This window comes from Streptomyces griseorubiginosus (genome assembly GCF_036345115.1).
Taxonomy (GTDB): domain Bacteria; phylum Actinomycetota; class Actinomycetes; order Streptomycetales; family Streptomycetaceae; genus Streptomyces; species Streptomyces griseorubiginosus_C.
Map to the genome: position 1 here is coordinate 1 of NZ_CP107766.1, position 21987 is coordinate 21987.

A 21987-nucleotide genomic window follows, 5' to 3' on the forward strand; every position below is an offset into this window, starting at 1 on the left:
CGGGCGTGGCATGAGGTCGGGCACAAGGGGCCGGCGGTGGCGGTGTGTTCGCTCCAGGACGATCCGGAGCTGTGGTCGTTGAGGGTGCGCTCTACGACGAATCCGGTCCAGTTGGCGCTGTGGCACGGCTCCGGGCCGGTGACCATCTATGCGACGTACGCCAGCTTGGGTGTTCTGGCGGAGGCGTTCGAGGGTGTCTACGGGCAGAAGCTTGATCCGCTAGACCTGGCGGTGGTTGATGAGGCGCACCGGACAAGTGGCTCGATGGGTAAGGCGTGGGCGGGCATCCACGACCAGAGTGTCATCCCGGCCTGTCGGCGGCTGTATCTGACGGCGACGCCGCGGATCTGGGAGGAGCGGCTCAGCCGGGAGGTTGCTGAGGGGGTGCGGGATCCGCTGCCGCGGGAGATGGCGGCATCCATGGACGACGAGAAGGTCTTCGGGCCCGTCTTGTACAAGCTCAGCTTGGCGTCGGCCGTCTCCCGGGGCCTGTTGGCGCGGTACCAGATCATTGTCCTGGAGCTGAAGGACCCGGTCGTCACGCCCGAGCGGCTGATGGGCGAGGAGCGGCACACGGAAGAGGTGCGCGGGCAGCGCCTTGGGGCGCTCCAGGCCGCTTTGCTGCACACGATGGCTGAGCACGGTTTGTCGACATGCATCACCTTCCACCATCGGACCATCGAGGCGCAGGCGTACGCGGAGGGCCTGGATCGGGTGGCTGCGAAGCTGCACGCGGATCAGCCCGAGACCTACCCGAAGCGGATCTGGGCCGACTGGCTGTGCGGCGAGCACGTCCCCGAGTACCGGCGGGAGGTCCTCGGCTCGTTCGGGTCGACGGCGCAGCGGGCTGTGCTCTCGAACTGCCGGGTCCTGGGCGAGGGTGTCGACATCCGCGTGGTGGATTCAGTGGCCCTCCTGGACCCCAAGGGAGCGCCGCACGACATCGTTCAAGCCATCGGCCGGGCACTCCGACAGAAGCCCGGGGAAGGCAAGCTCGCCTCCCTGATCGTGCCGGTCTTCCTCCAGCCGGGAGAGCAGCCTGAGGACATGTTCACCTCCGGCTCCTACCGGCCCCTGGTGAAAGTCCTGGAAGGACTGCGGGCTCACGATGAAGAAGCCGTCGAGTTGCTCGCCATTCCCCAGGAGCCTCAGAAGGACGTCGCCCAACCATCCGTGAACATCGGTGTCGCGCCTGAGGAAGGCGAAGCCGAATCCCGTCTCCTGCTCCGTTTTGCCGCCCCACGCGATCCAGTGATGGTCGCGGACTGGGTCTCCTTCAACGTCATCGACACCGAGCGCCAGGACTGGGCCCGCGGATGGGCAAAACTGAAGACATACGTCGAGCGGGTCGGGAACGCCCGCGTGCCTTACGGACACCGCGAAGGCGCGACACCGCTTGGGCAATGGGTGGCAGAGCAGCGGCGGGCCTTCTCGGCTGGGGAGATGAGCGGGCTGCGTGCCCGCCGGCTCGAGCAGCTCGGCATGGTCTGGAGCGTTGCTGACGAGCGCTTCCAGGAGAATCTGGAGGCTGCAAAGGCGTACTACGAAGACCACTGGACCCTCTGCGCTCCCAGGTCCGCAGGGATGCTGGACCGGCCGGTAGGGCAGTGGCTGAGCAACCTGCGCCGCGCGGGCGCGCTGGACGGGCACCCAGAGTGGGAGACCGCGCTCAAGGAGATCGACCCCGACTGGAACCCGCAATGGCCGGCGGACTGGCAACGCCACTACGCCGCCCTGCGCGAGCTCGTGGCCGACGAAGACGGACAGGCTGGTGAGACCGAGGTGCTGCCCGGGTTCACGGTCCACGGCATGGACATCGGGAAATGGCTGGCCAAGCAGCGCAAGCCCCAGGTCTGGCAGGCCCTTCACGACGGGCAGCGCGAACGCTTGCAGCGGCTCGGCATCACGCCAATCGCCCCCGAGCCGGAAGCGCCCGCGAAACCGTCCACGGCGCCTCTGAGCGCCTTCGAGCGCGGCGTTGCGGCCCTTACGCAGTACAAGACCCGCACGGGCTCCGTGACCGTCCCACGGGGGCACGTAGAGCGGCTCGAGGACGGCACCGCAGTCCGACTCGGGGTATGGCGCAGCAACATGCGCAGCAGGCGAGACTCGCTGCCCGATACACGCCGCCAGCTGCTCACGGACCTCGGCCTGTTCGACTGAAGGGTCGGGTCAGTGGCCGGTCGACGCGCTGCACGGGCCTTCAGGCGCTGCTGAACGGGATACGGCTGGTGCACCTCGTCCCGCTTTGCTCAGGAAACCGGCTCGGGAACCTCACCCGGCCTGACCGGCACGATCTCGACACGGGTACAGCCCACGGCCTTGAGTTCGGTACGGCGACGCTTCGCGGAGCGTTTGTCGTACCCGCCGGCCGACGCCTGCGGGGCGCCGTCCGGGTCGGTCCACAGCAGGCCGTAGTGCTGCATCACGCTCGTCATGGAGATCACGCTTCCCCTCCCCCGACGACCGTAAGCACACCGCGCGAAGCGCACCGTGGACCCACTCGACCGCACTGGACGCGCTGGGGCTGAAATGGGCCCTTGGGGATAAGGAATGGGATAAGTTTGTGGTTAAGCAATACCGGTCCTGAGGTGAAGGTGGCAGGGCATGGCATCTGAGGAAGAGCTGTTCGCGTCCGTCGACGCTCTGCTGAACGAGGAGCCGCACCTGCCGCCACCGGCGGAGCGTGCCCGGCTGCGGGAGGCCGCCGGAATCACCCAGGCCCGTCTCGCCACCGCGCTGAAGACCACGACCCAGTCGGTGAAGAACTGGGAGAACGGCCGCAGCGAGCCGAAGTCACCGCGCCTGGACGCCTACCAGCGGCTGCTGAACGGGTGGGCGGCGAAGTACCCCGCCCCCGGTGCAGCCCCGGCGGTCTCGGCTGTCGCGACAGCACCGGCGGCGTCTGCTGAACCGGCCGCGTCCGAGGCGGCGAGGGCAGACGCCCCGCAGCCTGTCGACGTTTCAGGTGCGGGGCCGGCGCGTCCCGCCACCCGGTCCGCCGCGACGTCGCGGCGCCCGGCCTCTGCGAGGCCTGCAGCCGATCCGCGGTTCCCGCACGGGCCGCTCGCCGTACTGGACGGTGACGGCTGCGCGTACGGCCTGGACGGCATCGTGCTCGACTGCCCCGCGGCAAGCGTGGTGGAGCTGGTGGAGTGGACGCTGCGCGCCTCCGGGCTCGGTGCGCCGCGTCTGCACCGCAACGGCAAGGACAGCGACCCGCTGATCGTGCTCACCGCGGCGGCTGCCGTGAAGCTCGGGCTTCCGGAGCGTCTGGAGGGGCATGAGCAGCGGCGCTCCCTTCGGCTGCCGGAGGATCATCCGGTGGTCCAGCAGGTGGTGAAGGCGAAGTGGCGGCTCACCCAGCGCGGGTTCGGCCCGTGGGCAAGGATCTACCGCAAAATTCAGGGGCGTGAGCGGCAGTGTGTGCAGCTCGCGGTCCTGTCGTGGGGCGCCCTCGATGAGCGGTCCTGGCCCGGGGTGGCGGAGATGGAGCCGGCCGACGTCGCGCGCGTCCTGGGTGTGTACGCGCAGCGGGTCATCACCCCGCGCGGCTCGACGGCCGTGTCCGGGCTGGAGCTGATGACCGCGCTGCGCCCGCCCACCCGGGCGGTGCAGGACCCGCAGACGGGGAACTGGGTGCCCGGCCACAACCCCGGCTCGCTGGGCACGGAGCCGCTGGATCCGGCGCCGCCGGAGGCCACCCCCGAGCACCCCGTGGTCGTCGACAGCGGCTGGAGCGGCGGGTTCCTGAACGAGGAGGCGTATCAGTGGGTGCGCGACGTCAGCCTGCTGAGCGATGAGGAGTGCACTTTGCCGTACGCGGTGGGCCTGGACCTGAATACCGCGTTCCTCGCCGCCGCGGCCCGTCTGGTGGTCGGCCTGTCCGCGCCCGACCACTTCGTTGGCCCGGTGTTCAACCCGAAGATCCCCGGCTCCTGGCTGGTCGACCTGTCCCACGTCGAGGTCGACCCGCGGCTGCCCTCCCCGTTCACCCCGGACGGCACCCGGCCGACCGGGCCTGCCTGGTACCAGACCCACACCGTCGCCTACGCCCAGGAACTCGGCTACAACGTCACCCCGTTGGAGGGGTACCTGCGGCGCGAGACCGGCGCCTACCTGGACCCCTGGCACGACCGCCTCAAGGCCGCCTACGTCGACACCCTCGCCGACCTCGGCGTCACCAAGGAGCTCACGGACGTGGAGTTTCTGGCGGCGATGGAGCGGCACAAGGACGCCGACCCGGCCATGGCGGCCGTCCTGGCTGCGATCAAGGCCACAGTGAAGGGCGGCATCGGCAAGCTCCGCGAACGCCCCCAGGGCAGGAAGTACAAGGAGGGCGAACGGTGGCCGGCCCTTGAGCGGCCGACCTGGCGACCCGACATCCGCGCCGCCGTCATCTCCAAGGCCCGCATCAACATGCACCGCAAACTGCGCAACATGGCCACCATGACCGGCCTGTATCCGCTGGCCGTACTCTCCGACTGCGTCGTCTACCCCTCCCCCGGCGACAGCCCGCTCGCCTTCCTGCCGTATGCCGCCTCCGGCAAGCCCCAGCCCGGCGGCTTCCGCCTCGGGCCCACCCCGGGCCTGGCGAAGCTGGAGGGCGTGCAGTCGATGCTGTGGGCGGTCGACCTCATGGAGCAGGGCTACAACCCCGCCCGCCACATCAAGGGCGGCGACGCCGTCCTGGACGAAGGAGAGTAGGCGCTGTGGCCGGAGAGATCGACGACGCCATCGAACGCGCCGACCGGGAAGCGTTCACCCGCCAGCCGCCGAAAACCCTCAAAGGGCAGATCGGCTACCTGATCCGGCAGCTGGGCAGCGCCAAGGCCGTCGCCCGCGAGATCGGCGTCACCGCCGACTCCGTCAACCGCTACCGGCGCGGCGCCCGCAAACACGCCCGCCCCGACATCGCCGCCAGGATCGAGGACGCCGTACGCAAGCGGTGGCAGCCCCAGGTCCGCAGACGCCGGCAGAAACAGGCCGCCACCACGACCGGGATCACCGTCGAGACACGGGCCCGCTTCGGGTACACCGCACCCGTCGGGACCACCGACGACGGACGCTTCCGCCGCCTGACCGTCCACCTCCCCCCGGCGTACGCGCAGCGCCTGTTCGACGCCCGCCACACCGGGGCCGGCGACCAGCAGATGCGCCAGATCATCGCCGAAGGACTCAAAGAGATCTACTTCCAGGACAGCGGCAGCCGCGCCCAAGGCCTCTCCGACGTCACCCTCAACGACATCGACTACCTCGACCTCGACTACTGAACTTCACGCCGGACGGGTGCACAGCACCGGCAGGTCGCTGAGCGCCTTCAGTTGACCAGTGAGCAGCCGAGTTGACCGGCTGGGGTTTTCACGGTCAGCGCGCTGTCAGGGAACATCCCGTCGAGTGAGTGCCTTCGCAACCGGCTCGCCACTACGCCGTGCATGCGTCAACCGTTCACGCACCTCGCGCAGGGTTCGAGGGCGGTACCCGGGTCCACCGCAGCAACTCTTGTGGAAGCCCACACCTGCGTTGAACAGGACCGTGAGGGCTCGCCACGCGGCGACGTCTCGCTGCCGGGGCGCGGCGAACGCCGAACCGGCATGGATCATCGGCTCCGCGCAGCGCGGGCAGAGGCGCTGCCTCGTTCTGTCGTACGGCTGCTTGCAGGAGACCCGGCAGGACAGGCAGACGTACGAGGTCTTCGCATGGGCCATGAGGTCAGCCCAGAGACGGCCACTGGAAGCCAGCCAACCGATTCATGCCTGCGCGCCGCCCCGGAGCCACCGCCACGCACACGACCTCGCCCACGCAAGTTCCCGATGCGTCGAGTGCGGGGCGCCGGCGTGGGGTTTCACAAGAGCTGCTGCGGCGGGCCTGGATACCGCCCCCGGACTCTGCGTGAGGTACGCGAACGGGATGATTTCGCGCAACGCAGCGGCGAACCGGTCACGCACGCGCCCATCCGGCGGGACGTGGGGTGAAGCACGGGCTGCGGAGCGGACACCGGGCGGCGACCGCCTGCTGCGCTCCGGGACAGAAAAAGAAGCCGGCAGGGCACGCCGTACCGCGGCAGCGAGGTGCGGGAGTTCACCGGAGACAAGGCCCTCACGCGGGACGGTGAAGGCCCTCTGCCTTGTCGTGTGGTTCAGGCAACGGTCTTTACGGCTTCTCCTGGTCCCTGTTGAGTTTGTGCTCCCGCCACATCCCGACCGACCCGCTGACGGCGAGACACCCTCTGAGAGCGCGGTCGCGACTGCGGCGGTGGTTTTGTCGGGTGGGCTCTGGGTCTCGTGCTTCCGTTATTCAGCTGAAGGTCGATGGTCATGTCTCTCCCCAGGAGGTCGTACTTCTGTTGAAGGCGCCGCGCCTGCGGGACAGGCGGTGGCTGCGACGTGGCGGTGGTCAACGCTTTTCGCGTCGGCTGCGCATGCTCAGGGCGATGACAGAGACAAGGAACCAGAAGGCACCGAAGGCCGAGTATCCGGCGAGGGTGGACAGGCTGCTCGTCGCCGAGGCGGACATGGCAGCGACGGTGGCACCGGCGAGGACGGACTGTCCGCCGCTGATGACCATGGGCCACTGGGCGCCGACGGTGCGCCGGCGTCGGATCGCTACGACAAGCTGGATCGCTCCAGCAAACAGGGCCCAGACGCCGAACACGAGAAGGGCCGTACCGATGGTGGAGAAGACAGCGATGATCATTGCGAGGGTGGTGGCGAGACCGAGAGCCATGTTGATGGTGCTGACGCGGTTCGTGGAGCCGGTGCCGGCCAGGCGACGCTCGATGAGCGTGGCGATGGCGTCCCACAGGGGGTAGACGATGAGCAGCACGGCCGCGATCACTGTGGGCCTGTCCGTCGAGACGAGCGAGGCGGAGGTCGTGAAGACCAGTGCCACCCAGATCAGGGAGAAGACGACTCGGATCAGGTGGAGCGATCGGAGCCCGGAGGGCGTCGTCGCGGCCGTCGTCGAAGCTGCCGAAGTGACGGTGGTCTGGGTCATAGGGTGTCCCGTTGTGATCGTGAACGGTGTGAGACGGTCGCCTCGAGGAGGAGTCTCAGCGGCCTCGGCAGGGGCCGTGTACTTCGAACGAAGTAGTTCTGCCATCCACTTCGATGGACTGAGTTCTGCCGTCTTCATCGACCGAAGCAGCCTCGCCGTCTACATCGTTCGAAGTACACGGCCGCGGCACACGTGAACGAGAATCAGCTCATGGCCAAGGCTCACAACAGTCAGGACGGGCCCGCGGCACCGCTGTGGGTCCGCCGTCCCGAGGTGCTGCACCGAGTCGCCTATTCAGTGGCCGCGCTGGTGTTCACCGGTCAGATCGTGGCCGTGATACTGAGAGGCTCGGACTGGCCGACAGCCCTCTCCGTGCTCCTCGCCGGCAGCGGTGTCGCCCTCTCATGGTGGAAGCCGTGGGCAGGACTGGTCGTGACGAGCGCGGCGTCCTTCGCCGTCACAGCGGTGGGCCACGACCCCCTGTCGGTGTGGATGATGGCGGTGCTCGTCCTGTTCTCGGCCACCCTCAGGGGGAAGCAGCCGCTGGCCGCGACCGGCATCGTGGCGGCGTTCTTCCTGGGAGCGTTCATGACGGTGGGCGGTTTCCGTGGCGGCGCGGTCGTGGGAGCCGCCGCCCTCTTCTCAGCCATGGCTGGAGGGGCGACAGGGGCCGCGCTCCGCATCCACCGAGACCACTGGTGGACTCTGGAGGAACGGGCCGAAAGCGCCATCGCCACCCGCGAGATGGAAGCCACCCGACGAGTGACCGAAGAACGGCTGCGCATCGCCCGGGACCTCCACGACGTCATCGGCCACCAGGTCGCGATGCTGAGCCTGCATCTCGGTGCCGCGGAAATCGGACTGCCCGACGACGCCGAGTCCTGCCGGCAGGCCCTCGTATCGGCCCGGTCCAGCGCCCGCACCGTCGTCGTCGAGACGCAACGCATCCTCGCGCTCCTCCGCCTCGGGGACGACGCCGGTGGCGACGAGGCGCTCCGGCCGACCCCGGCGCTCAGCGGTCTGGAAGGACTTGTCGCCTCCTTCGAAAGCGTCGGCCTGGACATCCGGGCCTCCATCGATCTCCCCGCCGGTTTCGTCGAGCCCAGCGTCGGTGTGACGGTCTACCGGGTCGTGCAGGAAGCACTCACGAATGCCTACCGGCACGGAGAGGGGACGGCAACGGTGGAGGTGCGCGAGCGCGACGGCAGGATCTGCGTCACCGTGGAGAACCGCGTCGGTCATTCACCCCGCGGCTCCGACTCGGGCAGCGGACTCGGACTCGTGGGGATGCGCGAACGCGTCGAGTCCTCCAGCGGGCGGCTGATGATCGACAGTCACGACGGGCGATTCCGGGTCCATGCGCAGTTCAGCCCCCTGGGAGCCGTCGTCCGATGACGCGGATTCTGATCGTCGACGACCAGGACGACATCAGGGCCGGGATCCGGGCGATGCTTCGGCTCGACCCGGGTCTCGTTGTCGCGGGTGATCTCTCCGACGGGCTTCAGGTCGTCCCCTTCCTCCGGGACCACCCCGTCGACCTGGTCCTGATGGACATCCGGATGCCCGGCATCGACGGCGTCGAAGCCACCCGCCGGATCCGCGAGGAGCACCCGCCCGAGAAGACCCGAGTGATCGTGCTGACCACATTCGACCAGGACGACATCGTTCTCGCCGCCCTGCGCGCGGGCGCCAACGGATTCCTGAGCAAGACCGTGAGCCCCGCTGAACTCGTCGCCGGAATCACCGAGGTCGTCGGTGGTGGCGGTGCGCTGTCCGCCGCCGCGACGGCCGCACTCATCGGTCACATGAGCGACAGTCCGCCCCCGGTGATCGACCGGGAACTGCTGCGACGCTTCGACGCCCTGACCCCCAGGGAGCGGGATGTGGTCGTTCTCGTGGCAAGCGGACTCGGCAACGACGAGATCGCCGCCCTGATGTCCGTGTCGCCGTTCACCGTGAAGACGCATGCGGTGCGGGCCATGACAAAGGTCGGCGCACGTGATCGAGCACAACTCGTCTCGTACACCTTCCGGGCCGGCCTCTACCCCTGAGCCTGCCGGACAGAACCCCCAGCCAGGGTGGCCGCCGCGGCGATCCGAGCAGCCCGGCGGGCGGGAGGGCGTAGACGCGTACACGGACCTGTACCCGCGGAGCAGGGGGGCTTGCGCCACGGCAGGGCCCACGAGCTCAAAGTCGCTCAGCAGCGGCGGCCGTCCCATCCACCAGGTACCCTCCGATCCCGTCGTCGATCTTCACACGGCCAAGAGGGCGGTCAGGGGCTTGCGTCACAACACGCTCTGGAGCGCCGTCTCTGAGAATGCTCACGAAGCCTCAGCGCCCAGGTCAGATCGGCGTAGCGGACCTTCCCGGGCCGGCTGCCGACGTCGTGTCGGAGGCGGTGGCGGTGGCGGTGGCGGTGGCGGTGGCGAGAGCCGAGATGTCGATGACCCCGGCCCCCTCGCCGCCCGTGGAGCCGATCTTCGAGGTCATGCCCCGCATCTCACGGGACCGCCAAGGCGGTGAGCAGACGGCCCTCGCGGGAGGCGGACAGCCGCTGTCCGGGGCGCTCTTCCTCAGCCGGCCCGGGGTGCTGCCGAGGTCATCGACGCGATCGCCGCCCCGGGACGGGCTCGCCGCCCGCGCCGGCACCGGCGAGCCGCCCACCACCATCGGCGCCCTGCACCACCACTCCTGCCAGGACGCCTGCGAGGCCCTCCGCCTCGGCGCACGCCGCCCCGACGGCCCGCTCGTCCACCCCACCGGCGACCTACGGGTCCACCAGCTCCTCATGACTCTCAGCCGGCCCGCCCGCACCCGCCTCATCGACTCCACCACCGTCCCACTGCACACCCAGCCGGCGGCTCAGGCAGGGTTGCGTGCGTGCTCGGTGCGGGTGCGGGTGCGGTAGTGCAGGCATCAGGCAGGCCATGGCGCCCTCGGCGCGCGGCGGCAGGCTGGTGGCTGCTCAGACCTGTTGCTCGAACTCCAGGGCTTCGTACCGGCACTTGGCGATGTCCTCCCGGGAGCCGACGATCAGTGTCTGGGTGTAGACGTCGAGGTCGATCGACTGACCGTGTATCTGTGCCAGGAGAACCAGATCGCCCTCGTCCGGCGCCGACTGCCAAGGGCTGGAGAAACCGCCCAGCTGGACGGCGACTCCGTGCGAGGCGCCGCCCGCTGCCGCTGTCCGCGCGGCGTCCTCGAAAGCGTCCAGGATGTCATCCCGGTCCGCGCCGCCGTCCAGGAACGCGCCGGCCGCGGGGGCGTCGCGCCAATCGGGCGCCGGCGTCAGTCCCGGCACCGGGTACAGGACGTCCGGCTGATAGACCCTGGCCTGTACCGGCTCGCCCTCGAGTTCATACGCCGCCGAGCGTTCCGTGGTCCGCGCACCGGTGGGAATGTGGAGCACCACCGGTGACTGCGGCGCGTACTCGATCTCGGTGAAGAACAGCAGGCTTCCCCCGCGCGGCAGTTCGATGTCCAGGGCCTCACGAGAAAGAGCCGCGCAGTCGACAGTCAGGACCAGCGGTTCGCGTCCGTCGGGCCAGTCCACGCCGTGAGGCAGGGCGGGAAGACCTCCTGTGCGCGCGGCCGGACGGGCCCCTTCCTGCTGGGCAGGCGTCAGACTCCGGAAGGAGACCAGGTGCAGACACGGCCGAGAACCGCGGAGCATCTCCAGGGCTACCGGCCCTGGGACGCCATGCCTTTGAGCCGTTCGAAGAACGAGCTCCTGCTGAAGCGAAAAATTCATGACCGCGATCGTGCCAGGACCCACTGACACCAAAAGCCGATCCCCGCTCCGCTGTGCTTAGTTGCGGCAAACGCCACGGTGCCTCACCCCGCAGTGCGAGGCAAGACACCACGTCGTCGACCGGATCCGTCAGTTGAGGGGGTCCAGTGTCAGGTAAGCCTGTTGCGGGTTGCCGTCGTGGACGAGGGACTCCTGATTGCCGACGTCGTCGAAGGCGAAGGCGTAGGCCTTGCCGTCCGCCATCTGCGCATGGATCTTCTTCGCATACTGGTTGGTCACCGAGTCAAGATAGAAGTTCGCGGTTGCGGTGTCCGGCTGGTTGGGGTTGACCAGGAGGGTGGAGCGGTTGAAGCCCGCGCACAGAGTGCGTGAAATGGGGCCGCGCACCTGGTCGTTGGGCGCGTCGAGGTTTCGGTAGCAGCCGAAGACGCTGGCCGCGTCCGGCTTGTGGAAGCTGGTCACGACGGCCCCTGAACTGTTCGTGAAGTTCATGACGTTGCCCGACACCCGGCCGAAGTACTTGGTGTTCGGCTGGTCGGTGAAGGGGGTGACCGTCAGGTTGGTCGTCGTGTACTTCTGCCATACGCGGTTGATGTAGTCGTCCATCACGGACGCGGGCAGCGCTCCCGTCTCCAGCCCGTAGGTGGGCGAGAGCGCACGCAGGACGGTGCCGTCGGAGCGGGTCTGGATCAGGTTCGCCCAGCCACCCGCCTGGCTGCGCAGCGAGTTGTAGAACCCGTTGTAGCCGCCCGGCTTGAGGTGGCCGGTGGAGAGCGTGCTCCCGTCCGCGCGCTGCACGCCGACCGCGTAGGGCGCGGAGAACATGTCCACCTGGGTGCTGTTGATCCACAGGCCGGAGTCGTTGAGGGTGTACTCGGACCAGTTGAAGAAGATGTTGCGGTTCGGGTCGGACGGGTTCTGGACCGCGGGCTGCACCAGGCCGCCCGTGGTCAGCTTGAAGACGAGCTTGTGGCCGTAGGAGAAGTAGATCCGGCCGGAGAACTTCGGTATCCGGATGGTCTTGGTCTGGCCGCTCGCCGGCCCCGCGATGGACGCGTCGGGCGCCGGCGCCGGCGGATTGCCGCCGGCCGGCCAGGCGTGGAACGTGCCGCTCGCGTCCGCCCAGCCCTGCTGCCCCGTACTCAGCAAAGTGCCCAAGGTGTAGACGTAGACCGCGTCGCCGCGGCCGGAGTTGTTGGTGAGCTTCAGGGGGATCGTCGCGGGCACCGCCGCGGTGGCGGAAGTCGGTGTGAGGACCGTGAGGACGGCGCCGAGCAGCGCGGCCGCCACCATGGGCGCCATGATCCGGCGAGTTGGCTTCCTGAGCACGCTCCACCTCCGTGTGGGGGGCACTGGGGAGACTGGTCCGTACCTGAATTGAGAGCGCTCTCAACGTGACATCGAGATTGCGTACATGTCAACGGGCGGAGCATTCCGAACACGCCCCGGTGCCGGCGGATCACGTTGTGCGGGCGCCGGTGCGGCTGCCGCGTATTGACCGGGGCCGTGCGCGCGACGGCCTCGACGGCCTCGCTTCTCGCCGGGCCGTCGACCGAGGGTGGGGGTCGCGGAGCATGCGCCGCGCCCCCACGCTCATCTCACCCGTAGGTGACGGCTGCCAGAGTCAGGGAAGGGTCCATTTCTGGTTGGGGCCGGTGTGGCAGCTCCACAGGTGGACCGGTGTGCCGTCGTTCCAGGTGCTGCCGGACGCGTCGAGGCACTTGGCGGACTGCGGGTTGCGCACAGTGCCGTCGCCCTGCGGGGCCCACTTCTGCGCGCCGCTGCCGTTGCACGTCCACAACTGGATCTTCGTCCCGTCGGCCGAGCCACCGCCCGAGACGTCCAGACACTTGCCCAACGCCCTAACACTGCCGTCCGCAGCGACGGTCCAGTCCTGCGCGCTCGTACTGTTACAGGTCCACAACTGGACCTTCGTCCCATCAGCGGTGCCGGCGCTGTCGACGTCCAGGCACTTGCCGTTCACACCCTTGACCGCACCCGAGCGGGGGCCGGGCGGCGTGTCGCCCGACGGCTTGATCCGGATGTTGCGGAACGTGACGTCGTCGCCGTCGCCGTGGTTCTGGATGCCGATGTAGCCCTGCTGGAGACTGCGGACCGGGTCGGTGCTGGTGAAGTCGTTGACCTTGACGCCGTTGAGGAAGATCTCCAACCGTTCACCGGTGACCTTGAGTTCGAACGTGTTCCACTCCCCCGGCGGGTTCAGCGCGGCGTCCCGTGCCGCAAGATCGGCGGACCTGAAGCCGTACACAGCACCCGTGGTGCGGTCCGCCGCGTCAGTGGCATCGATCTGGATCTCGTAACCGCTGTCCACAGCCGACCACGGGTCCTCGGAAGCAGGAAAGCCGAGAAAGACACCAGAGTTGTCGTCGCCGGCCATCCTCCAGTCCAGCTTCAGGGAGTAGACCCCGGTGAACTCCTTCACGGCGTACCAGAACATACCCAGACCGCCATACGAGGAAAGACCGCCGTCAGCGAAAGTGAAACCACCCGGCCCCGCCTGCCTCCAACCAGAGGTGGAGGAGCCGTCGAACAGGGAGGTGTAGCCGGTCTCGGGACGGCAGTCCGCGTCGGTCATGCCGGCGGCCCAGCGGACGCCGCCGAGGAGGTGACGGCGGAAGGCGGCATCGCTGAACGACTCGTCGGTGTGGCCGCCGCCGGTGTAGAACGCCCGGCCGCCCTGGTAGTCCTTGCACCAGGCGATGGGGTGGTCACCGGACATGTTCCCGCCCGTGTAGCTGGACTCGTCCAGGGAGGCCAGCACATGCGCGGTGGTGCGGGGGTTGGTGCGGTAGTTGTACCACTCGTCGGTGCGCTGCCAGGTGGCGCCGAGGTGGGCGGTGGCGTCGTGGGCCCGGTCCTCCACCTTCACGGTGGCGGGTTGGATCGCCGGGTGGGAGTGGAACAGGGCGCCGGCCAGGCCCGCGTAGAAGGGCCAGTCGTATTCGGTGTCGGCGGCCGCGTGGATGCCGACGTAGCCCCCGCCGCCCTTGATGTACTGCTCGAAGGCGGTCTGTTGGGCGTCACCGAGCACGTCACCGGTGGTGGAGAGGAAGACGACCGCCTTGTACTGGCCGAGGTTGCCGGTGGTGAAGACCTGGGGGTCCTCGGACGCGTCCACGGTGAAGTTGTTCTGGGTGTCGAGGGTTTGCAGCGCCGTGATGCCGTCGTCGATCGAGGAGTGCCGGAATCCGGCGGTCCGGGAGAACACCAGGATCTTGTACGCCGGGTCGGCGGCCGCCTGTGCCACGGGGCGGGCAGCGGCAGGTGCGGCCTGCCGGGCCGGGCCGGCAAGCTGATCGGCTGAGGTGGGCAGGGCGGTGGCCTGCGGGGCCAGACAGAGCGCGAGGCCGGTGAACAGGCCGAGAACCGCAGTGAGTTGCTTACGCATGGGAAGTCGCCTCCTTTCTACGGAAGGGTCCATTTCTGGTTGGCGCCGGTGTGGCAGGTCCACAGGTGGACCGGTGTGCCGTCGTTCCAGGTGCCGCCCGACGCGTCGAGGCACTTGGCGGACTGCGGGTTGCGCACAGTGCCGTCGCCCTGCGGGGCCCACTTCTGCGCGCCGCTGCCGTTGCACGTCCACAACTGGATCCTCGTCCCGTCGGCCGAGCCACCGCCCGAGACGTCCAGACACTTGCCCAACGCCCTAACACTGCCGTCCGCAGCGACGGTCCAGTCCTGCGCGCTCGTACTGTTACAGGTCCACAACTGGACCTTCGTCCCATCAGCGGTGCCGGCGCTATCGACGTCCAGGCACTTGCCGTTCACACCCTTGACCGCACCCGAGCGGGGGCCGCCGTCGGAGGTGGTGAAGGAGAACTCGTCGACGTCGAAGAGCGCTCCGGCGCCGCCCTTGAAGACGAGGTACAACTGCGTGGTGCCGCCGGGCTGGTTGGCCAGGTTCGTGGTCACGTCCTGGAAGGTCTCCCAGTCTCCGGTCACCGGCACGGTCACCGTGCCGAGCAGGGTGCCGGTCGGGGATCCGGCGCGTACCTCGATCGTGCCGCCGGCGCCCGCGGAGGAGACCCGGGCGGTGAACTGGGTGGCGTTGTCGAGGGCGTACGGGGTGAAGGAGATCCAGTCGCCGTTGTCGATGTTCCCGACGGTCTTGCCGCCGTGGGCCGGACCGTGCGTGATGACATCCACTCCGGCCGAGCCGCCGTAGTGCTCGGCCTGCCGGTGGGAGGGCTGGACGATGTGCTGGTCGTGGGTGGTCAGAGCGGGCTGGCCGTTGCCGCCCTTGTCGGTGTACTCGGCGTCGAGCACACCGAAGATGTTGGCGTTGGGGTCGTGTTCGCCGTCGGCCAGGGTCTGCAGCGTGCCCGTGCAGCCGGTCGCCGAGGTCTGCGGGTGGCCGTGGCTGTCGTGTCCGACGATGAAGGAGACCTTGACCCGGGAGCAGTCGATGGTGCCGTCCTCCGGGTCGGTCACCGTCACCTTGAAGGGGATCGCGGCGCCGAAGTCGTGGATACGGCCGTCCGCGGGCAGGTCGATCTTCACGGTGGGGGCGGTGTTGCCGACGGTGATCTGTACGGATGCCGTCGCGCTCTTGCCGGTGGGGTCGGTCACCTTCAGCGTCGCCGTGTACTGGCCGTTGGCCGTGTAAGTGTGCGACGGGCCGGCCGCGGTGGAGGTCGCGCCGTCGCCGAAGGTCCAGGCGTAGGTGAGAGCGCCGCCGTCCGGGTCGGAGCTGCCGGCCGAGGAGAAGGACACCGCGAGCGGCGCCTTTCCGGAGGTGATGTCCGCCTTGGCCTGGGCGATCGGGGCGAGGCCGTCGGTGACGTGTTCGATGCGGTACAGGGCGGAGTTCTCGTCGCCGTTGAAATAGCCGGTGCCGTAGTCGAGGACGTACAGGGCACCGTCCGGGCCAAAGGCCATGTCCATCACCTGGGTGCCGCTCCAGGGGAAGGCGTTGATGGACTGCACGGTGCCGTCGCCGCCCGCCTCGATGCGCTTGATCCAGCGGCGGCCGAACTCGCCCGCGAAGAAGTCGCCGTCGTACTCCTGGGGGAACTTGACCTCGGAGGTGGACGCGGCGTCGTAGCGGTAGACGGGACCGCCCATCGGGGACTCGGAGCCGCCGCCGAACTCCGGCACGGACGTGCCGTTGTAGGGGATCCAGGCCGGCCGCGCCGGGGGCAGGTCCGTCAGGCCGGTGTTGCGCGGTGAGGTGTTCTTGGGCGCGGAGCAGGAGAACGCGGCGCCCGAGGTGTTGGTGGCGAAGTCGTAGTCGGTGTAGGCGTCGTTGTTGCCGGTGCAGTACGGCCAGCCGTAGTTGCCGGCCTGGGTGATGCGGTTGAACTCGACCTGTCCCTCGGGGCCTCGCCCGGGCGCCGCGGTACCGGAGTCGGGGCCGTAGTCGCCGAGGTAGACGATGCCCGTGGCCTTGTCCACGCTCATGCGGAAGGGATTGCGGAAGCCCATCGCGTAGATCTCGGGGCGGGTCCTGGCGGTGCCGGGCGCGAAGAGGTTACCGCTCGGGACGGAGTAGGTCCCGTCCGCGTTGACCTTGATGCGCAGCACCTTGCCGCGCAGGTCGTTGGTGTTGCCCGCCGAACGCTGGGCGTCGTAGGCGGGGTTGCGGGTGGCGCGCTCGTCGATCGGGGTGAAACCGTCCGAGGCGAACGGGTTGGAGTCGTCGCCGGTCGACAGGTAGAGGTTGCCCGCCGCGTCGAAGTCGATGTCGCCGCCGACGTGGCAGCAGATGCCGCGGGAGGCCGGCACGTCGAGGATCTTCTTCTCGCTGGTCAGGTCGAGGGTGTTGTCGGTCTTCAGAACGAACCGGGAGAGCCGGTTGACGCCGTCGAAGGGGGTGAAGTCCGAGGCCGCCCCGTCGGAAGGGGCGTCGCCGCCCGGCGTGCTCAACTTCGGGGCGTAGTACAGGTAGATGAAGCGGTTGGAGGTGAAAGCCGGGTCCACGGCGATGCCTTGCAGGCCCTCCTCGTCATGGCTGTACACGTCGAGCCTGCCCGCCACCATCGTGCTTCCGGCTCCGTCGGTGACGCGCAGCGTGCCGTCGCGCGAGGTGTGCAGCACCGAACCGTTCGGCAGCACGGCGAGGGTCATGGGCTCACCCATCTCGGCCACGCCCTTGGCCAGCGTGACCTGCTGGAACTCCACCGCGGCGGCAGCAGGGCGGGCCGAATCCGGCGCGGCGGCAGCCGCTGTTCCCGGCACGAGGCAGCCGACGGCGCACACCAGCGCCAGCGCCAGCGCACGGAGGGGTCTGGGTCTTGCGAGTATGACGAATTTCTTGCGCACAAACGTCTCCCGAGGTGTGGGGATGTGCAGGACCTGATCGGCCCTGTTCGGGGAGTGCAGGCGCGCGCCGTCGCGCCGTCGAACCGGCCTGTACATCTGCATGCACATGACCGGTCCGGTGCAAGGAAGTTAGCGGCCTTCGTTCCGGGTCGTAACCCCTTTAGCGTGAGATCGCTCTACTTTTTCCATGATCAGGACAAAGGCTGAACGCGCCGAAGGGGTCAACGTGCGCGATCGCGCACGCGGCACACTCTGCTCGCCGCAACGCGCGGATACGGCGAGAACCGTGGCCTGTTCAGGAACTGCCCCGGCCCCGCTCCCGCCCATCTCCCGTGCACGGTAGGTGTGTTCGGTGCTCCTCGCCGCGGAGTTGCTGGGGCGGCCGAGTCTTGGAGAGGGCGCGGCGGCCGACCTGATGGTGCGCGAACAGGGCCCCCGCGCGGACGTACGCGTACGGGCGGTCCCGCTCCGGGTGGTGCTGAACGGCCGGGGGTGGAGTAGCCACAGGGTGAAGGTGGGCCGCACTCGTCCTCGGCGTTCTGGCCTTCATCCCCTGGGTTCGTTTTCGCCTTCCTGGTTGCGGGCGTGTAGGTGGCCGTCGCGATTGGCCGGCTGGCCCGCACAGCGCTCAGAGCGGCCGGTCACTTCCCGGGGGCGGCGGCACCGACCAGGCGCACGACGTAGGTGCCCGAAGGCGAATAGTTGCCCTTGTAAAGAAAGATGGCCGTGGTGCCCGTGCGCAGGAGGGGGCTCGTGATGGGGGCCTTCACCTTCTCCTCGGTGAACACCGTGTCCACCTTGGGTTTCACACCGGTCAGCCAGGCGGCCGCGGCCTTCGGGTCGGAGCCCGGGTAGTCGAGGCCGACGCAGGCCCGCAGAAACGCCTCGTAGCGGGGTGCGTCGGCGGTCGCCTGGCACTCGAACGACCTGAGGTCGCCGGCGAGATCGCGGATCACGCCCACGCTCAGCTCGCTGTCCTTGCTCGGGTGCCCCTCGGCGCCCGCGTACAGCGCCGGCTCGCTGGAGGTGAGCTTCTTCTGCTTGCCGAGCGTGAGGTGCCAGTTGGCCGCGAGCCGTTCGAGGTAGCTCTGCCCGGTGTACCCCTTCGAGATCACCTCGGACTTCGTGCCGGTGGGGACGTCCTGCGGGGACGCCGGGGCCGTCGGCCAGTCGTCGAGGCTCGTGGGACGGGCCCGCGGACTCGGGTTACCGGCGGAGGCGCTCGGCGAGGTGCTCGCCGAGGGGATCGTGCCAGGGGAGGCCGACGAACCGGCGCCGTCGGTGTCGTGCCCGGCCGAGCAGCCGGTCAGGGCCAGCGCGGCGACGGCCAGTACGGCGGCGGCGTTGCGGGGGCGGCGGGTCGGGAGGTGCATGGTGGGACTCCGCGGGAAGGGAGAGGGGCGTCCACGGCCCGGTGTGTTCCGGGCCGTGGACGCGGCGTCGGGTGGGATCAGGAACCGTCGAAGCAGGGGCCGGTGGCCGCGGTCGTGGTCGGCTGGAAGACCGCCGCGTCGTAGGCCACGTCCAGATCACCGGTCGCGCCCGCGTACGACGTGTTGTCCGCCTGCATGTAGGCGCCCTCCCAGAGCCGGAGGGTGCCCAGCGAGAGCCAGGTGTCGTTGCCGCCGCTCCACGTCTGCTGGGTGATCGGGCACGAGTGGAGCTCGGTGACGCCCTGTCCGCTGTTGCCGACGTGCACGTTGTACGCCACCTTGCCCTGGGCCCCGTGGTTCGGCAGATGGACGTAGATGTTGTAGAGCACACCGGTGGTCCCGGGCTGCGCCATCAGCTCGGGGGACGGTGTCCAGGTCGCGCTCACCTTGTGCCACAGGTCGGCGTCGCTCGCGGCGCTGCCGTTGCCGCCGGCGTAGGTGTGCGTGAACCAGACATGGCCGTCGTACCCGGCGCCCAGCTGGTGCAGGTCGATCGGTGCAATGTCCCCGGTGGCCCGCCAACTGCCGTCGCTGCGTTGGTAGGTGAAGTTGTCACCGAGCTGGAGGTTGAACTTCCCGTCGATCTTCGTGGAGTCCGTACAGCCCTGTGTGTTGTCGTTCGGCTTGGGCACGTCGTCGATCAGAAGTCCGGACGGGGCGCCTCCGCAGGGGCCCGCGTCGTACTGCCGGTCAAGGGCCGGTTCCCCGCTGCCGAGGGAGTAGGCGAGGTTCTCCGTGGACCCCGTGGCGCTGTTCTCGCCGGCGCCCCAGTCGACCGAGCCGTCGAACCAGCAGGTCTCGTTCTCGGCCGGGCACGGATCGGTGCCGGAGGCCGCGTTGGGGTCGCAGTTGTTGGAACTGCCGCAGTAGGCGCGGTAGTCGGTGTTCAGGTAGAGCTGTCCGGCCGGAAGGCTGCCGCCGGTCGGGAACAGCGGCCGGGTGTACGAGGCCTGCGCGTTGTAGGTCATCTGCGGGGTCTCGATCCAGCCCATGACCTTTTCCTCGTACGGCCAGTCCGCCGGATGCGAGGCGTCGTCGTAGGAGGCGCGCAGGAACGGCAGCCGGTCGGCCCGGTAGATGGGATTGGCCGGGTTGTTGAACCAGCCGAGCCCGACCTGGCCGCCGTTGGCGGACGTGTCGCTGTAGACACCGCTGTTGTAGCCCCACAGCGCCATGAACCAGTTCTCGACATACGCCGAGTTGCCGGTGTTGACGTTCATGCCGAGGCCCTTGAGCTCGTTCCATGTCTTGCTCAGGATCTGCAGGCCGGCGGTGATGTTGGCCGCGTAGTCGGTGGCGATGGCGTACGCCTGGGTCGGCTCGTACGGGTCCGGCTTGGCCTCGTTCATGCCCGCGGTGACCTGGGCGATGCCGTAACCGCAGTCGGCGGCCCCGTTGTTGGGGTAGTAGTGGATGCTGTCGGCGTTGCCGTAGTAGTCGCCGGTCAGCGGGTTGCCGCCGTCGCCCGGGACCGAGTGCCAGGAGGCCTGCTTGAAGTTGGACTCCTGGGCGAGGATGCCGAGCATCACCTGGGCGGGCACCGTGCCGCCGCCGGTCAGTGCCACCCGCGGGAACAGCGACTCGGGGTTGTACGCCTCGCTCTCGGTGCCCAGGTAGTTCGCCGGCCGGGTGATGTTCAGGTCCCCGTGGACGGCCTGGTCGACGGCCCACTCGACCATGTTCGTGCTCGGCTGGAGCGCCTGGGCGTTGACGTCGTCGCGTTTGACGAGACAGTTGGAGTAGTGGGTCTGCGGGTTGGGGTCGGTCGGGGTGACGCCCTGCGCGGCGAGCACGTTCTTCTCTTGCGTACCGTCGCTGCTGAGGGGTTCCACGTCGTCCGCCGTGTCGGCCGCGGCCGCGGCCGTGGTGACCTCGGTGGCCGACGTCGTGCCGGAGGCGGTGGCCAGAGCCGAGATGTCGATGACCCCGGCCCCCTCGCCGCCCGTGGAGCCGATCTTCGAGGTCATGCCCCGCATCTCGCGGGAGACCGCCGAGGCGGTGAGCAGATGGCCCTCGCGGGAGGCGGACAGCGGCTTGTCCGGGGCGCTCTTCTTCAGCAGGCCCGGGGCGCTGCCGACGCCGGAGACGACGCCCGCGACCAGGTCGCCGCCCTGCCGGGCGAACAGACCGAGCTTGCCGAGCGGGGCGGTGCCCAGTTTCGTCAGCTTCTCGCCCGTCCAGCGTTGGAGCACGTCGCGGCCGCCCGCCACCACGGCCACGTCGAGGGCGCCGTCGGTGGTCGGGGCGAGGGCGAACGCGCGGCCCGGCAGCTTCGTGAGCGTGCTGGTCGTGCCGTCCGCGGCCACCTCCACGAGCCGTCCGCCGAGGACCCCGACGTGGCCGTGGGCCGTCGGCAGCGGGTTGGTGAACTGGCCGCCGACGGTGGTCTTCCCGACCGGTTTCCCGGTCCTGGCATCGATGTCGAGGAGGGTCGTGGTGCCCTTCGCCGAGTCGCCCACCGTGGTGCGGGTGAAGGTGACGGTGTCACCGCTGCCGCAACCGGGCGAGAAGTAGGCGAGCTGCATCCCGGAGGCGACCTGGGTCACCTTCCCGGTGTCCAGGTCGACGACCGCGGCGAAACCGCCGTGCTGCATCAGCGAGGGGGTGTTGACGGCGGTCGAGGGCGCGTAGACGGCGGCCGCGTACCGGCCGGAGCCGGTCTGGCACACGTATCCCGTCCAGGGGCCGATGCCGTCCAGGCCGTCCTGGGTGAGGTCGGCGACCTCCCGGTAGGTGAACGACTTCGACTCGTCGGCCACCAGGATGTGGAAGCCCGCCGAGTCACCGGTGCCGGTCACCGCACGGTCAAGCGAGGACTTCCAGCCCCGGCCCAGCGCGGTGTCGGGGGTGCTGAAGAGACGTCCGCCGGTGTGGGACTCGGTCTGGGGGGCGGCCGTGGCGGTCTGCGCCGCAACCGTCGACGTGAGGACGGACGCGGCGAGGGCGGCGCTGGTCAGCAGGGCGATACGGGCCGGGTGCCGCGACGAACGCCGGGCGCGGCCGAAGGGGGTCAGTGCCATTGGGTGCACCCTCCCGTCGCTCCCTGCCGCGCCCAGGTCTCCGGGGCCGGATCCAGGTCCAGGGAGACGTCGTTGTAGCAGCCCTTCGCCAGGGCGTCGCCGCCGACCATCGGCGTGGGCACGGCGAAGTTGTCGGTGGAGGTTGTGCCGCCTTTGAGTACGCTCTCGCTGCCGCCCAACTGCGGTACGTAGAAGATGTTGACGTTCTGGTTGTACAGACCGGTGTCGGTGTAGTCGACGGTCACCTTGGCCCACGAGGCGTCGCAGGCCGGCGAGCGGAAGAACTTGAGACTGAGCGAGGTTCCCTGGTCGTACTCCTCGACCAGCATCGCGTCCGTGTCACACCCTTCGGTGACCGGGTTCTTTCCCGTGCATTCGCCCCCCTGGCAGCCGACCGCCGAGGCGGTCTGCGGGAGCGCGAACAGAGAGGTGCCCGTCAGGGCGAACAGGAGCAGCGTGGATCTGAGGAACAGTCTGGATCTGAGCACGGCCACCCTTTGCGCTGGAG

General features: G+C 69.1%; 17 protein-coding genes. 6 read left to right on the forward strand and 11 right to left on the reverse strand.

All coding sequences use genetic code 11. From position 1 onward, the window contains the following. On the forward strand, positions 1-2163 hold a 2163-nt coding region (locus tag OHN19_RS00005; protein WP_330294106.1), incomplete at its 5' end, for a DEAD/DEAH box helicase. Positions 2164-2252: 89 nt separating this feature from the next. On the opposite strand, the gene OHN19_RS00010 is transcribed toward OHN19_RS00005, so the two are convergent. Then, positions 2253-2438, reverse strand: a complete 186-nt coding sequence (locus tag OHN19_RS00010) for a hypothetical protein (RefSeq protein ID WP_330269493.1) — start codon at positions 2436-2438, stop codon at positions 2253-2255. A 169-nt stretch (positions 2439-2607) separates the two neighbouring features. On the opposite strand from OHN19_RS00010, the gene tap reads away from it, so the two are divergent. Together tap and tpg are read left to right on the forward strand one after the other, a co-directional pair. Continuing rightward, the gene (tap, locus tag OHN19_RS00015; protein ID WP_330262052.1) at positions 2608-4707 is read left to right on the forward strand and encodes a telomere-associated protein Tap; all 2100 of its coding nucleotides are present in this window, start codon (positions 2608-2610) and stop codon (positions 4705-4707) included. A gap of 5 nt (positions 4708-4712) precedes the next feature. Then, positions 4713-5273 carry a telomere-protecting terminal protein Tpg gene (gene tpg / locus OHN19_RS00020; RefSeq protein ID WP_330262053.1) on the forward strand — a complete coding sequence of 187 codons (561 nt, stop codon included), beginning with the start codon at positions 4713-4715 and terminating at the stop codon, positions 5271-5273. Between the two features lie 105 nt (positions 5274-5378). Here the strand turns inward: tpg and OHN19_RS00025 are convergent, their stop codons facing one another. Then, positions 5379-5708 carry a deoxyxylulose-5-phosphate synthase gene (locus tag OHN19_RS00025; protein ID WP_330262054.1) on the reverse strand — a complete coding sequence of 110 codons (330 nt, stop codon included), beginning with the start codon at positions 5706-5708 and terminating at the stop codon, positions 5379-5381. A gap of 688 nt (positions 5709-6396) precedes the next feature. Next, positions 6397-6996 carry a DUF308 domain-containing protein gene (locus tag OHN19_RS00035; RefSeq protein WP_330262055.1) on the reverse strand — a complete coding sequence of 200 codons (600 nt, stop codon included), beginning with the start codon at positions 6994-6996 and terminating at the stop codon, positions 6397-6399. 210 nt (positions 6997-7206) lie between these two features. Between OHN19_RS00035 and OHN19_RS00040 the strand changes: the two genes are divergently transcribed. After that, positions 7207-8391 carry a sensor histidine kinase gene (locus tag OHN19_RS00040; protein ID WP_330262056.1) on the forward strand — a complete coding sequence of 395 codons (1185 nt, stop codon included), beginning with the start codon at positions 7207-7209 and terminating at the stop codon, positions 8389-8391. After that, complete coding sequence (locus OHN19_RS00045) at positions 8388-9047, forward strand: response regulator transcription factor (RefSeq protein ID WP_330262057.1); 660 nt, start codon at positions 8388-8390, stop codon at positions 9045-9047. The genes OHN19_RS00040 and OHN19_RS00045 overlap by 4 nt, the downstream gene beginning before the upstream one ends. A 292-nt stretch (positions 9048-9339) precedes the next feature. Here the strand turns inward: OHN19_RS00045 and OHN19_RS00050 are convergent, their stop codons facing one another. Beyond that, positions 9340-9486, reverse strand: coding sequence for a hypothetical protein (locus tag OHN19_RS00050; protein WP_330262058.1), 147 nt, complete (start codon positions 9484-9486; stop codon positions 9340-9342). Between OHN19_RS00050 and OHN19_RS00055 the strand changes: the two genes are divergently transcribed. Beyond that, a complete protein-coding gene (locus OHN19_RS00055; protein ID WP_330262059.1) occupies positions 9485-9904 on the forward strand; it encodes a hypothetical protein in 420 nt (139 codons plus the stop codon). The genes OHN19_RS00050 and OHN19_RS00055 overlap by 2 nt on opposite strands. Positions 9905-9961: 57 nt before the next feature. Here the strand turns inward: OHN19_RS00055 and OHN19_RS00060 are convergent, their stop codons facing one another. The 7 genes from OHN19_RS00060 to OHN19_RS00095 form a co-directional block, all read right to left on the reverse strand. Then, positions 9962-10669: a DUF1963 domain-containing protein gene (locus OHN19_RS00060; protein ID WP_330262060.1), complete on the reverse strand. Its 708-nt coding sequence runs from the start codon at positions 10667-10669 to the stop codon at positions 9962-9964. A gap of 207 nt (positions 10670-10876) precedes the next feature. Then, positions 10877-12049, reverse strand: a complete 1173-nt coding sequence (locus tag OHN19_RS00065; RefSeq protein WP_330269494.1) for a glycoside hydrolase family 64 protein — start codon at positions 12047-12049, stop codon at positions 10877-10879. Positions 12050-12371: 322 nt separating this feature from the next. Beyond that, a complete protein-coding gene (locus tag OHN19_RS00070) occupies positions 12372-14156 on the reverse strand; it encodes a ThuA domain-containing protein (protein ID WP_330262061.1) in 1785 nt (594 codons plus the stop codon). A 17-nt stretch (positions 14157-14173) separates the two neighbouring features. Further along, on the reverse strand, positions 14174-16843 hold the full coding sequence (locus OHN19_RS00075; RefSeq protein ID WP_391198872.1) for a PQQ-dependent sugar dehydrogenase: 2670 nt from the start codon (positions 16841-16843) through the stop codon (positions 14174-14176). Between the two features lie 824 nt (positions 16844-17667). Next, positions 17668-18399, reverse strand: a complete 732-nt coding sequence (locus tag OHN19_RS00085; RefSeq protein WP_330262063.1) for a hypothetical protein — start codon at positions 18397-18399, stop codon at positions 17668-17670. A gap of 77 nt (positions 18400-18476) precedes the next feature. Beyond that, entirely contained in the window at positions 18477-21479 is a 3003-nt protein-coding gene (locus OHN19_RS00090) for a hypothetical protein (RefSeq protein ID WP_330262064.1), read from the reverse strand. Then, positions 21470-21967, reverse strand: coding sequence for a DUF2690 domain-containing protein (locus OHN19_RS00095; protein ID WP_330262065.1), 498 nt, complete (start codon positions 21965-21967; stop codon positions 21470-21472). The genes OHN19_RS00090 and OHN19_RS00095 overlap by 10 nt, the downstream gene beginning before the upstream one ends. Between the last annotated feature and the right edge of the window lie 20 nt (positions 21968-21987).